Annotated in this window: 7 protein-coding genes and 1 pseudogene; 3 read left to right on the top strand and 5 right to left on the bottom strand. The window is 67.8% G+C overall.

Features of this window, described 5'->3' with window-relative positions:
- Nucleotides 1-628, top strand: a 628-nt coding sequence (locus ACFWWR_RS39685; protein ID WP_384308614.1) for an IS3 family transposase, incomplete at its 5' end; no start/stop codon positions are given.
- 550 nt (nucleotides 629-1178) lie between these two features.
- Here the strand turns inward: ACFWWR_RS39685 and ACFWWR_RS39680 are convergent.
- Nucleotides 1179-2528, bottom strand: coding sequence for a tetratricopeptide repeat protein (locus ACFWWR_RS39680; RefSeq protein WP_384308611.1), 1350 nt, complete (start codon nucleotides 2526-2528; stop codon nucleotides 1179-1181).
- Nucleotides 2529-3288: 760 nt separating this feature from the next.
- Between ACFWWR_RS39680 and ACFWWR_RS39675 the strand changes: the two genes are divergently transcribed.
- Nucleotides 3289-4407 carry a hypothetical protein gene (locus tag ACFWWR_RS39675; protein WP_384308608.1) on the top strand — a complete coding sequence of 373 codons (1119 nt, stop codon included), beginning with the start codon at nucleotides 3289-3291 and terminating at the stop codon, nucleotides 4405-4407.
- 362 nt (nucleotides 4408-4769) lie between these two features.
- On the opposite strand, the gene ACFWWR_RS39670 is transcribed toward ACFWWR_RS39675, so the two are convergent.
- Nucleotides 4770-5486, bottom strand: coding sequence for a nucleotidyltransferase domain-containing protein (locus ACFWWR_RS39670; RefSeq protein ID WP_384308629.1), 717 nt, complete (start codon nucleotides 5484-5486; stop codon nucleotides 4770-4772).
- Nucleotides 5487-5554: 68 nt separating this feature from the next.
- A pseudogene (locus ACFWWR_RS39665) lies at nucleotides 5555-5644 on the bottom strand (nucleotidyltransferase domain-containing protein); the annotation flags it as partial.
- A 371-nt stretch (nucleotides 5645-6015) separates the two neighbouring features.
- Between ACFWWR_RS39665 and ACFWWR_RS39660 the strand changes: the two are divergent.
- Nucleotides 6016-8883 carry a tetratricopeptide repeat protein gene (locus ACFWWR_RS39660; RefSeq protein WP_384308605.1) on the top strand — a complete coding sequence of 956 codons (2868 nt, stop codon included), beginning with the start codon at nucleotides 6016-6018 and terminating at the stop codon, nucleotides 8881-8883.
- A 182-nt stretch (nucleotides 8884-9065) separates the two neighbouring features.
- Here the strand turns inward: ACFWWR_RS39660 and ACFWWR_RS39655 are convergent, their stop codons facing one another.
- A complete protein-coding gene (locus ACFWWR_RS39655; protein WP_384308602.1) occupies nucleotides 9066-9341 on the bottom strand; it encodes a hypothetical protein in 276 nt (91 codons plus the stop codon).
- Nucleotides 9342-9461: 120 nt separating this feature from the next.
- Nucleotides 9462-10475: a hypothetical protein gene (locus ACFWWR_RS39650; protein WP_384308599.1), complete on the bottom strand. Its 1014-nt coding sequence runs from the start codon at nucleotides 10473-10475 to the stop codon at nucleotides 9462-9464.
- Nucleotides 10476-12635 lie beyond the last annotated feature (2160 nt).

Genomic DNA, 12635 nt, shown 5'->3' with positions numbered 1-12635 from the left:
GCGGATCTGCCGGGACAACGGCTGGTGGAGTGCCTTCGGCAAACGCCGGGGCCGCGGGAAGAACGCCAAAGCCGGGCCACCGGTCCACGATGACCTGGTGCAGCGGAACTTCACCGCGGACGGGCCGAACCGGTTGTGGCTCACGGACATCACCGAGCACGCGACCGGCGAAGGCAAGCTGTATCTGTGCGCGGTCAAGGACGTGTACTCCGGCCGCATCGTGGGCTATTCCATCGACGCCCGGATGAAGTCCCGCCTCGCGGTGGCCGCGCTGGAGTCCGCCGTCGCCCGCCGCGGCCCCGCTGCGGGATGCATCCTGCACTCCGACCGCGAATCGCAATTCCGGTCCCGCAAGGTCGCCGCCGTCCTCACCCGGCACGGCCTGGCCGGCCCAATGGGCCGGGTCGGGGCCGCCGGCGACAACGCCGCAATGGAAAGCTTCTTCGCACTGCTGCAGAAGAACGTCCTCGACCGCCGCGTCTGGGCCACCCGCCAGGAGTTGCGGATCGCGATCGTCACCTGGATCGAGCGGACCTACCACCGGCGCCGACAGCAACGACGCCTGGGCCGATTGCCCCCCGTCGAGTACGAGACCATCATGACCCCACCCGCAGCTCTGGCTGCATAAACCCCGCTGTCACCCGATCATGCAGCAGTCCCACTGAAGCGACTGAAGCTTGCTATAAATAACGCACACGCGCACACATGAATGTCCTCATATACCCCGGACTTGAGTCGCTTCAGTCGCTGCACATGACCCAATAGCGCGTTGACCTGCGGGTTTGAACTATCCGCAAGTAGCGACCGAGCAGTCGCCGAGTAGCTGAGCCTTCAGTCGCTACCTCCGCCCCCTGCAGACCCCCCAGGCGACCTACCGACGGCGAAGGGCCCGTTTCTCCGACCAAGGAAGCTTTCGTACGCGATTCCTGAGGCACAACGAACTACTCCCGCCACCAGCCCAGCGGATTCGGATCTGCTGTTCGAGGAGCTCAGTCTCCAACTCCTCCAACTCACTGCCGCTATGCCCGATCCCACCAGTCGCTGCGCCCTGGCCGCGCCCACGGTTCAGGACGAGAGCCACACCGGCTACGAAACGACAACTCAGGTCAAAAACGGGCAACCGGCACGCCGCTCCAGGTGACGGGACGCTCTGCTGCGGGCCCAGACCGGGCAGGGCCTCAGAACGGGGGATCGTCGTGCCATGGGCCGTCCGGCAGCTCGGGCGGGCGGGGGGTGCACCGGTGGAGGGCGGCCAGGGCGTCCTCCACGCGGCCGAGGTCGATGAGGTAGCCGGCCAGGTCATGGCTGTTCGCGGGGGCGTGCTGTTCGAGGACGGCGACGGCCTCCTCGGTGCGTCCGGCGCCAGCGAGTAGCTCGGCGATGTGCGGCGCCGCGTACGAGGTGGCGCCCTCGGGGTGGGAGCGGGCCTGTCCGATCGCTTCGTCGACGCCGTCGCGGGCGGCGATCAGCGGCAGCCGTATCCAGTACAGGTCCCAGTCCTCCTCGCCCCCGCGGGCGGCGTCGAGGGCGTCGAGGTGTGCCAGGCCGTCCCCGGGGCGGCCCTGGTCGAGGCACAGGCCGGACAGAGTATGGAGGATCCAGTCGTCTCCGTTGCGGGCGTCGGCCTGGACACGCATCACGTCGATCGCTTCGCTCCCCCGGCTGTGCCGGACCAGGAGCTGCGCGAGCTCGAAAGCCGAGTTGGGGTCGCGGGCCACGGGTCCTTTGGTCTGCCGGTATGCCGCGATCGCCCCTTCCACGTCGCCGCGCTCCTCCATCAATCTCGCGAGCGCCTGTACGGCGTACCTCGAGTCATCAGTCGCCGCAACTGTCCGAAGCTCGTCGAGTCGGCCGCGCCGTGCCAGCAGCCCGGCCAGTTGCTCACGGTTGTTGAGCAGCATGGTGTTGCCGGTGCGCAGCAGGGCGATCGCCTCGTCGGCGCGGCCCTGGCGCTCGCGGATCCTGGCGAGGAGCCCGATCGCCGTGTCGCGATCGAGGCCTCGGCAGCACCACGGGAAGTCGGAACACCGGTGTTCGGTCCGGGCGGCGACCAGCGCGGCGGCTTCCTCGTCGCGGCCGGCGGCGGCCGCGACGTCGACCAGTACCACCACGAGGGACAGCTCGCCGATGTGCGGGCGCAGCAGGGTGAACGCCTCCTCGGCACGGCCGTGCCGGGCGAGCAGGCGCGCGTAGGACTCCAGCGCCATCGGGTGTCCGGCCTCCATGCGGACCCGGGTAATCTCGATCGCCTCGTCGACGCGGCCCCAGCTCTCCAGCAGCTCGGCCGCGGCTGTGACGGCCGTCCACCAGCCGGTCGCCAGGTACGGGGCGAGCACCTCCAACGCGTCGGCCTGCCGGCCCTGCTCACCCAGCAACCGCGCCCACGCCAGCGCGCAGAACCACTCCCCGCGCCCGGCGTGCAGCTCCACCACGTCGACGTGACCGCGTTCGAGCAGCCGCGAAACCAGCTCCGGCGGGATGCAGCCGGACCGCGTCCGGGCCCGGTAGTCAAGATCAGTAGCGTCCACGGCCACGCACCATAGCGCTCGCTTCCGGCACCTTTCCGACGCCCCCAACGCTCCCCCTGCGTCCAACCGGTCCAAGTCCGGTCAGGACTCCCCCAATGAGCAGACAACCCTCGCCGAACGTCTCGTCACATGCCCAGAGACCAGCCATCACCGTCACCCTCGCCCGCTGAACTCCAGCTTGGCCAGGCGCAGTTTGGATTGGCACATGGTCATCTGCCCTGTGGTGGTGTAACCGTGCCAGGTTGATCTCCATCCGGATAGATCTTGTCCATGCTGCCTTCGGGGAGGTGGCGGCGGGGGAAAGCGATCCATTCGTCGTGCAGCTCGGAGGATGGCGGTGGTGAGGCGGCTGAGGGCGTCGGACGACCGACAGTGGCACATCAGCCGCAGCCACCCGACAAGAGGAGGTCTGCTATCGCGCCGCGGTAGCTGTCGTGCCAACTACGGTGCCGCCCATGTCCGTACCCAAGCGCGTCGCCAGCAGAGCAGATCTGGCCGCCCTCGTTCCTCCCAGACGAAGCTGAACTCAACCAGAGGCCCTCCATCGACAGTTGCCGGGGCGAGCGTCACGTCCAGGTGAGCGAGCAACACAGCACAGGACCCCTCAGGTAGGCACAGTGCGAAGTCCTGGCCGGCGTTCGTCGGCCTGGACGTCCTCCTGCCGCACTCCCGCCCTGCTGGTGGGTGTCATGGGGTATCGCATGTGTCACATCTGACCCAGTGGTGCCCCTCGGCGTCGGGCAGCCAGTAGCTTTTCGGCGTGCTTGGGCGTAAGAAGACCATTCAGAATCCGACGGTCGCGAAACATATGACCGCTTTCTTCAGCGAGTTGACGGCGGAGGACCGCAGGTCGTCCCGGTCGGTGGGCCAGGCCTACGGCGCGTTCCTCTACAACAGCCGCAAGCGAGAGCTGGTGGACGAGAAGAGGTTCTCAGCGTCGGCTTTCCACGTCGGCTTGGGAGCTGACGCCGGCGATCTGGGACGTCTCACCAAGCGCGGCGTTCTGGTTGCCGACTCCCTCCTGCTGGCGCACGACCGGAGCTTTCCGCAGCACACCGTCGCGGCGATGACCAGGAGGAGATCTGTCCTTGAACCCTCGAGCGGGCCCGGTGGCGAATCACAAATACAGGTAGGCGCGGTCACCGAAATCTCGGAACACGTCGCCATGCACTGCCCCGACCTGGACGGCCTGGGACGCTGGATCCTCGATGTCGAACCGCTGCTCAGGGCGGGTCTTGCCTGGTATCTGCCGACCTATTCGTGGGGACGAGAAAGTTGGGATGTGAGCGACTACGGCGGCGGGAGCACGCGCGAGGCGCGAAACGTTCCCAGCGCGCTCGACTTCCTCGTCAGCAGCGGGAGGGTCGTCGAGGAATACGACACCGGGCCGGTGAAAAGCCAGATCGTGCGACCGGTACTGCAGTTCGACCTGCCGTTCGTCGATGGTGTGGACCTTCTGGACTTCAGCAAGCTGACGGTCCACGAATTCGCCTCGTACGCTGGCTTCCGGGGTTTCCTGCGCCAGACGTTCCTGGAGCTGGATGACGCGCTCAACGCCGTGGAGTCCGAGCGGGAGCTGATCAGGATCGGGCTTCGAATCGAGGACGAGATCCGGGGGATCCAGGCGCAGCTGAGCGCGGCGCGCAGGAAGCGGGCCGTAGCGGTGACTGGGGCGGGGGTCGGCACGGTAGGTGCCGTGCTGGTCGCCGTGTACGGTCCAGCCTTTCAGTCGGCGTTGACGGTTCTGGGGGCCGCGGGGGCCGGTGGCGTCTGGGGCATCATTCAGGCGGCGGCCGACAACGGCCGGCACTCTCTTCGCCAGGACAAGTGGTACTACGTGTGGGCCCTGGCGAGGAAGAGCGGACGGTACGGCTTCTGAGTCCTCGCAGCGCGCTACGGCACCTGGGCCGCATCAGCTCGGACAGCAGCGGCTCTCCTCGTGGAAGTGGCAGCCGGACGGTGCAGAGAGTGCCGCCGGTCAAGAGCACCGCGCCTCTTCTGGGTGAACTGAGCCGCTCCAGCAGGGAGCTTTCCGGCCGTCTGAACGGGCCTCAACGGGGCTTGGTCTTCCATGGGTGCTTCGCCATGTGCGCAAATCCTTCGAGGTCCTGTGCACGGGCCAGTCCGTGAATTCTCGTTTTCGAAGGCGTCGGCGATGCCGGTCCCCGTCGCTCCACTGCATCGCCGCAGGAAGGGACGGACTCACTCGGCTGGCCGGACGTCCTCATTGGCCTCACCACTTCAGATGCTTGCAGGTGTCGGGCCGGGGGTGAGGAGCAGGGCATGGAGGGGGCGGGTGGAAGTCGGGATTTCGAGCCATCCCTCACCGTTGGCCAGGCAGTACGGGATGGACCGGTAGTGCTGCCACTTCCAGTTCACCCACCAGCGGGCCTCTTCGAGGCGGCCGGCCATACGGCTGGGGGTGGGAAGGCGGTAGCCGGACAGCTCCACGTCGCTGAAGTCGACCCCTTGCTCCTGGAGGTGGTGCAGGGCTGCGAGAGCAGCGCGGCGCAGTGGGCTGTGGTCCACCCAGCGGGTGCGTAGGTCGATGGCGATGTCACGGTCGGCGGGTTCGGCGGGCTGGTCGGGCTGGTCGGGCTGGTCGGGCAGGTCGGGCAGGTCGGGCAGGGTGATGCGGGAGATGGTGATCTGGCCAGTGTCGCGCCAGGTGATCAGGTCGTGGCGGACCGGGCGGGGGATCGCACGGTCCAGGCCCTCGAACTCTTCGATCATGTCGTCGCGTGGTGCACGCCCGGCTTCGGGATCCGGCTCGATGCCGTGCAGGGTCAGCAGGGGGTGCTGAAGGGTGTCGCCGCGGCGCCACAACCGCAGCATGGACACGCCCTCACTCTCGAGCTGCTGGCGCTGGGCCGTGTCGAACTGGAGCTGGATGCCGCGGCTGCGTCCGACGAGCTGCCCGCGGAGTCGCTGTAGGGGTTGCGGCCGGAGAAGAGGCACGCGACGACGTGCTGGCTCATGCGTTCATCGCGGCGGACTTCGACCGCGACGTCCACGTCGTGCGGCTGGAGGGCGCCACGGGCGTAGGAGCCGAAGAGGTAGATTTCGTCAACCAGGGCCAGCGGCCAGTCGGTCCCCTCATCCAGTCGCCGCAGCATGCCCTCCACCAACGCGGTGGCCCGCTCCCGCTTCACCTTCCCCACTCCTTTCGCCCCGCCGACGGCCGGCGTGAAGCCCCGCACAACTCACGGAGCGACGTCTGTCGTCCCGACTACGCAGTGAGCGTACTGGCGGACACCGCGTGGGCAGCCGGTAGAGCGCGCAGTTGAACGCGACGCCGCCGTTGGCCCTACCCCGCCGACTCACGGGCCACTGCGTCGAGTTGGGGTGCCCGCTCGGCGGAAGGAGGAGGTCGCGATCCGAGCCGGGCCGTGGGCACCCTTGCCATACTGGCGGCCGGGGGTGCGGGATGGCAGAACAGCGACCTTCACGGCAGGAGCTGATCCGGCGTCGCCGCCGGAGCGGCTTCGTGGGCCGACGTGGGGAGATGAACGCCTTCCGGGAGAACCTCGCCCAGGGTGTGGAAGGCGACGACTACCAGTTTCTTTTCCACGTGCGCGGCAACGCCGGTGTGGGCAAGACCTCGCTGGTGCGGCAGTGGGAGGCGGTCGCCCTCGAACAGGGCGCGGCCACGGTGTACCTCGACGACAGTGTGCACAGCGCTGTGGAGGCGATGGAGGAGGTCGGTGAGCGGCTGGGCCGTCAGGGCCTGGAGCTTCGCCGGTTCGACAAGCTGCTGGCGACGTTCCGCCAACGTACTCACGAGGCGCAGTCGGCGCGGGACACCACGCATGCGGCCACGGAGGACGGCAGCGCTGCGCAGCCGCCTGCGGCCTCACTCTCGGGGTCGGTCGCCGCGCAGGTGGGCCTGGTCGGCCTCGGGATGGTGCCGGTCGTGGGGGCGCTCGCCGGCACCGTCGATCCGCAGCAGGTGGCCCAGGGCGCGGACCGGCTGCGGGCCGCGCTCGGTGCACGGTTGCGATCCCACGACGACGTACGGCTCGTCATGGCCCCGGTGCGCGGCTTGACCCCGGTGTTCCTTCAGGACCTGGCCGAGGTGGCGCGGCGGCGGCCGTGGGTGGTGCTGTTCTTCGACGTGTACGAGCGGACGGGGCCCGTGCTGGACGAGTGGCTGCGCGACATCGCGTTCGGCGAGGTGCACGGCGCGCTGCCGGCCAACGTGCAGATCGTGCTGTCCGGACAGGGCCGTCTGAATGCCCGGAGCTGGGGCGACTGGCTCGATCTGGTCACGGAGGTGCCGCTGGAGGTGTTCACCGAGGAAGAAGCGCGGGCCCTGCTGGCGCTGCGGGGCGTCACCGACGAACGGGTCGTCGAGGTCGTGCTGCGCCTGTCGGGCCGACTCCCCGTACTGGTGCACACCCTGGCGCAGGCACGGCCCAACTCGGCCCAGACCGTGGACGACCCGTCGGGGACGGCGGTGGAGCGGTTCTTGAAATGGGAGATGGACCCCTCGCGGCGGGCCGCCGCTCTTGCCCTGTCCCTGCCCCTGCAGTTCGACGAGGACATCTACCGTGCCGTTGCACCGCCGGAGGCCGCCGAGCAGTACTCCTGGGTGCGCCGACTCGCCTTCGTCACCGACCAGGCCGGGCGGTGCCGCTACCACGACGTCGTACGCGCTCCCATGCTGCGGCTGCAGCGCACCCAGTCCCCCGCCCGATGGCATGCCGCGCACGACCTGCTCGCGGAGACCTTCCGCACCTGGCGGGCAGAACGGGAGGAGGTGGTGGCGGCCGCGGAGCGCTGGGGCGACGCGGTCTGGCGCGAGCACCGGTCGAACGAGACCTACCACCGCCTGTGTGCCGATCCGCGCCGCCTTCTGCCGGAAGCGCTCACGGAGGCCGTCCGTGCCTGCGAGCACGGGAGCGGCACGGCCCGTCGCTGGGCGCAGCTGCTCGCCCAGGCAGGGACGGACAGCGCGGACGAGGGCCTGGCGGAATGGGGGGACCGGCTGACCGCCGCGTCCCGGGACGACGCCTCGGCGGTCATGGCCGTCCTTGACGCGTTGCTCGCTCACTCCGGTATGAACACCGCAGGACAACTGCGCGCCCGAATCGTCCGAGGGCGTCTCCACCGGCGCGCCGAGCGGTACGGGTCGGCCCTCGCCGACTTGACTGCGGCGTTGGTCCTGGAGCCGCAGCACGACGACGCCCTGGTGGAGCGTGCCCACACCCACCAGCAGATGGGGAACGCCGACGACGCCCTCGCCGACATGAACGAGGTGATTCGCACTCACCCCGACGGAGCCTGGAACCACGTCTATCGGGGGCACGTCAACCTGACGGCCGGGCGCCGCGCCGAAGCGCTCGCCGACTTCAACCGGGCCGTGGAACTCGACCCCGAGCAGGACTGGGCCCTCGCCAGCCGCGCCGAGCTCTACCGCGCCGAGGGGCGGTATCACGAGGCACTGGCGGATCTGGACCGCGCGCTCGGCATCGATCCGGCATACACCTGGGCCTACACGGAGCGGTCGCGATGCCTGAGTCGCCTGGAGCGGTGGGACGAAGCGGTCCGCGACATGGCGCGGGCGGCCGACCTGGACTCCGGGTCGGGGTGGTACCGCGCCCAACTCGCCGGCCTGCTCCTCGACCTCGGACGGCACGCGGAGGCTTTTCAAGAGGTCGACCGCGCCCTGGCCGCCCCGGACGAGGACGGCCTACACGGCGGGGCCTGGCCGTACACGCTCCGAGCCTGGGCACTGCACGGCCTGGGCCGCGACACCGAAGCCCTGTCCGACCTCGACCACGCGATCTCCCTCGACGACGCGTACGAGCTCGCCTTCGCGATGCGCGGATGGCTGCGGTGGGAGGCGGGGCGACTCGCCGAAGCGGAGCAGGACTTCGATCAGGCGCTGTCCGAGCTCCCGCAATGGCCGTGGTGCCTGGTGGGCCGAGGCATGGTCCGCGTGTACGCCCAGCGGTACGAAGAGGCTGTCGACGACCTCACCCGGGCTTTCACCATCCAGTTCGGCATCGCCGCGGCGGAAAGCGCGATCGCCCGGCCCCTCGTCGAACTACTGCGGCAGTATCTCCCGACGAACCGCGCCCCCCTCACGGCCACGATCAGACTCGCAGCGCTCCTCAGCCACCAGATCCAGTGGCCGGGCCTGGCCCGGCAAGCGGGCTCCGTCCTCGCCCTGCGCCCCAGCCCTCGGCTGCTGACCGACGGCTTCCGACTGCTGCGCCGCGTCACCACCGCCCTCAACGACCCGCCCGAAGGCGCGGACACCCAGCGGACTGCCTGGTCGCTGAAACTCCTGTCACCCATCCTGCGCGTCTTGGAGCCCTGGGGATCTTCGACGGACACGGAACCAGATTGACGCGTGGTGGAGCAGGGAAAGTGTCCCATCGTGGACACGGTCGGCCGTGTCCACGGCCTGGCGCCAGGCGCCCGGCTTGGCCTGCCATGTCGCCATCGGCCCTCCGCCCGTTCCTTCCCGCGCCGGTTCCCCCTCCTTGTAGCGTCCGGGCTCCGGCCAGGGCGCCGGCGACATCGCCCTGTTCACCCGGACAGCCCCGGCTCGACCGGACCCAGGTCCTCGCGGAGACGAACGAACCGCACGGTGCGGTGCCGGGTGGTGCCCACCTCGACCTCAGCGAGCAGCGGCGTGACCACCCGGTGGCCCCCGCCGGGCAGCGCCTCCCGGACGCCGGCGGCGATCGCCCGGCCGACGGCGGCGCGCTGCCTGCTGTCCAGCTGCGCGGTCTGGGCGAGGGTGCCCTCCGGAAGCCGGACGACGAGGTAGGCGGGGCGGGCCAGGGAGCCCGCGACCGCCACGATCTCCGTGTCAACCGTGTCGACATGCCACTGGTGGAGTGTCGGTATTCGAGGGTTGCAGTATTCGCCCACAGGGCGAGCACTCCCACACCCGGCCCGCAGTGACAAGGCGTACTGCTCTCACCGCAGCGGGCGCTGTCTGCGCGAAAACGCCGGATCAAGAAGAAGAGACCGACCTCTTGCGGTGAACCCGCGCCGGCGCCCGCGCTCCGGTGCGGGCCTTCGTCCTCTGCCACCGCGCCGTACGGGCCCCTCCCGGCAGCGGCAATCCCGCACGAGAGAAGGCTCACCCGACGCTACGAGGTTCACGGCGCCGGTACGGCGCCGATGTGCTGCATCACCCCGAGGAGGTCGAGCTGGCGCCGTTCGCGGTGCTTCCTGGCGCATCGCCTGCCCGGCCTCGGCGTGCTCGGGATCGGTCAGGGTCTGGTGGCGGGCCCAGCAGCGGGCATGCTGGGCGACGATCTCGCCGCCGGAGGTGAGCACGATGACCTGCTCGTTGTCGGTCAGCACGGTGACCTGGTGGCCGATCGCGGCAGGGTCGACGGAGTAGTCGCAGGTGTCGACGCGGACATAGTGGTCCCGGCCCAGCCGGGTCGAAAACCGCCACCAGGTCGGCGGGTCGACCGCGGGCAGGGTGAGCATCTGGGCCCGGTCCGCTTCCCACCGGTCGGCCGGACGGGCCCCGAGAGTGCGGTGGACACGCCGGTTGGCGACCTTCAGCCATGTCTGCAGCTGGGTGTTGAAGTCGTCCGGTCCGCTGAAGTGCCGTCCTGGCAGGAACAACGTCTCCAGATAGCCGTTCGCACGCCCATTGCTGGTGATCGCGCAGGCGTGTGACTGTCCTTGACCCGCTGGGGCCACAGCCATGCGCCGGATGGTTCCAATGTCACGTCCGACCCGCACCCCCTCGCCTTCTATGAACTCGATGTCTATGAAACGGGACCAAGTGCCATCCGCGTGGAAGCGCCGGGCCTGCCAGACGCGTCCGTCCCCTGTTGCAACGGCGACATGCAGCGCTGTGCCCACATCGGAGCAGCTCACGTCGACAACATCGCCGAGGGATCTGGGCTTGCCGGTGACCACATGCACGACATCCCCGAAACCGCTCCAGTACCCGGCATCGGGGTCCACCCCACTCGTAAATGTTCGTATGGTCAGAGTTGCCCGTCGACGGTTGTAGCGCACAGTTGCACACCGCCGTAGAACGAATCAGGATCATTCTTCAGGGCGTACGCCGAAACGGCGGTGAACTCTCCGCGCTCTCCCGCTCGTTCGCCGACCTCCACGTCACGGGATGGGGTCCATCGTCCTTCACCGTCGCTGCTCGTGCGAACGAGCTCCCATCACCGGTTATCGCAAATAGGTGAACTAGGTCGCGTCTTCCGAAGCGAGACATCGGCACCATCGCAAGAGCCACCCGAGAAAATGCGGCCCCAGCGATCTTACTGGATCCCTTACCGCCTCCGGGAATCTCGCGTGAGACCAGCGCGCCCACGTCTTCTGGGGGCAAGTATCCAATGGATCCGTTCGGCGCGCGCGACGGTGTGTGCGTGTAGAGAATTCGCCCCGTTGATGTGATGGCAGCAATGCGTAAGCGTTGAAACTGATCGTTTACGCCCGGATTATATTCTGGAGTGCAGGAGACTGCCGTGAAGGTCAGCCCTGGAGCGAACGGAGCGAGAGGAGGCCTTTCGACCCGCCAGTAGGCTGATCCATCATCACGGGAGTCGCGTGTGCAGTGCTGAATTTCGCCATCCGCACTGAGAAGCAATCCATGGAGAGGCATATCCCCCCTCGGGGTGAGACGAACGGAGTGCCATATTCGCTTCGGGGTAAGGGAACTGCCGATGTCTAAAAGATCAACATAATGGCATTTCGTGGAGTATTTGGTGTCGGTATTAGTGAGGCACGTATGCGTTCCATCGCCTCCTCATTTCGTCGAACTCGGCGACTTGGCAGATGACTTGGCCCGTGCGACCTCGGCGTCGGAGGGATCCCCGAGTTTACGGTTCTCTTTGTACCTCGTTTCCTGGGCGTCGGGGGGGGGATGCCCTGGGCCACCTCGCTGGCCCTTTGTGCCGGAGTGGCCAGGCCGTATTCCGCGTAGGTAGAGATTAGATCATCGCCGTATTCCGCGTAGGTAGAGATTAGATCATCGCCGTATTCCGCGTAGGTAGAGATTAGATCATCGCGGCACACCTCAAAATCCGGAGAGGTCTTCGCGATCTCGCTGAGGACCAAGGCGGTGTGCTCTTGGGCGTCGAATTCGACCTGCAGAAGATAGGTGGCAAAATCTGCAAGTGACATGGCCTTCGCGGCAGCATCGGCGCCGAATTCGCGGCCCATGTGATCCTTGACGTGTCCGTATTCGTGGGCGATATTCAGCGCAAGGTGAAACACTGCATGGGCAGGGGCCGGGCGCCCCGGCTGAAGCTTATCGTGATCACGGATGACGCTTCCGGGCCGCGGTTGTGCCGGGGGTGCGGGATGCCGCTGATGCCGTCGGCGAAGGCGACGGCGGTGTTCCGCGCGGGCGCAGGCGATCTAACACCCGCCGAGGCCCTCGACGAGCACCTAACCTCGCGCTTTCATGAAGCGGGCTGTCCGGCAGTTGGTCAGCTCAGCAGAAAGTGCTCCTGTCTGCCGAATCTTTGATGGAGCTGCGGTCTTCGGCAACATCCCCCGCCCATGCGCGTAGCCATGCATGTAGCACGAGCTAGTTCTGATCGGAGGTGCCAAGCCTTGTCATGACAGTGAGCCTTGAGGCCCATCACCGAACAGGGAGCGGTGGAGACGGCCGCTTTCGTCAGTTGCCGCATGACCACACCTCGCAGACACCCTCGGCGTCGAACCATATTTCTCCCACCACGCCCACGGCGCCCGATTCACCGCGTCGGCAACAACGCCTCAGACAGGCAGCGGGCAGATCTACGACCGGTTCAGGACACATGCCGACGTCCACGGTGACCGCCTCCACTGATCATCGCCGACAATGACACCCCTCCCATCACGAGCGACTCATTCGGCAAAGGTGGAATTCGACTACGAGAACCCGATGGTGCCCGGAGTCGAACACCCCGGTCCGGAGCAAGTCGGTCATAGTCGAGAACGAACACGGTGTTTGACGAGGCATCGAGCCGTGGGCGCCTCGTGCGCAGCACCCGACATCGCTTCTGGGCCACAACCCGCCTGATTCGCCGACGCGTTGACAGGGAGGGACAACGGGCGTTGACTGACGGGCACGGTGTATGGCAACGGTTCCGGACTCTCTGGACCGGCCCACCGCTCTCA

Source organism: Streptomyces sp. NPDC058678 (assembly GCF_042714835.1).
In the GTDB taxonomy this organism is placed as follows: domain Bacteria; phylum Actinomycetota; class Actinomycetes; order Streptomycetales; family Streptomycetaceae; genus Streptomyces.
Note: the sequence above shows the minus strand (reverse complement) of the source record. Positions and strands in the feature narration are given on the sequence as shown.